The sequence below is a fragment of the Rhizobacter sp. P2_H2 genome (assembly GCF_056403375.1).
This window is the reverse complement of the sequence record NZ_JBFUFP010001813.1, coordinates 1-565: the sequence shown is the minus strand read 5'-3', so window position 1 is coordinate 565 and position 565 is coordinate 1. Positions and strand designations below refer to the sequence as shown.

At 66.9% G+C, this 565-nt stretch carries 1 protein-coding gene and 1 pseudogene; both read left to right on the top strand.

All coding sequences use genetic code 11. From position 1 onward, the window contains the following. A partial coding sequence (locus tag AC1D15_RS36360; protein WP_477829912.1) for a TSUP family transporter occupies window positions 1–319 on the top strand: 319 nt, incomplete at its 5' end. Between the two features lie 28 nt (window positions 320–347). Then, window positions 348–565, top strand: a pseudogene (locus tag AC1D15_RS36355) (hypothetical protein); the annotation flags it as partial.

The following is a 565-nucleotide window of genomic DNA, read 5'->3' as shown; positions in this document are numbered from 1 at the left end:
GCTGGGTGCCCTGGTCTCGCTCAGTTCGATTGGCGCCGGCGCGATCGGCGCGACCCTGACCCTCGTCCTCTATCCGCGACTTCCCATTCAACGCCTGATCGGAACCGACATCGCCCATGCGGCGGTGCTCACGCTCGTCGCGGGCCTGGGGCATGCGGCGCTTGGGAACGTCGACTGGTTGCTGCTCGCCAGCCTGCTGGTCGGATCCCTGCCCGGCATCTGGTTGGGCGCGCGATTGATCAGATCCCTGCCGGACAAAGTGACGCGCGGGCTGTTGTGCGCGTCCCTGGTGACTGCCGGGCTCCGCGTCATCCATTGAGCGCGAACGCCCAACGACAAAGGACCCCATGAAGCTGAATGACGACCCCTCCCTTCGCGAGTGCGTGACGCCCGGGCGCGTGACGGCCGGTCTCGATCAATCCCACCTCGACTGGCTCGAGGAAGAAGCCATCTTCATCCTGCGCGAGACCGTCGCCGCGTTCGAGCGCCCGGCCCTGCTGTTCTCGGGCGGCAAGGATTCGTGCGTCGTGCTGCGCCTGGCCGAGAAGGCCTTCAAGACCAAGGG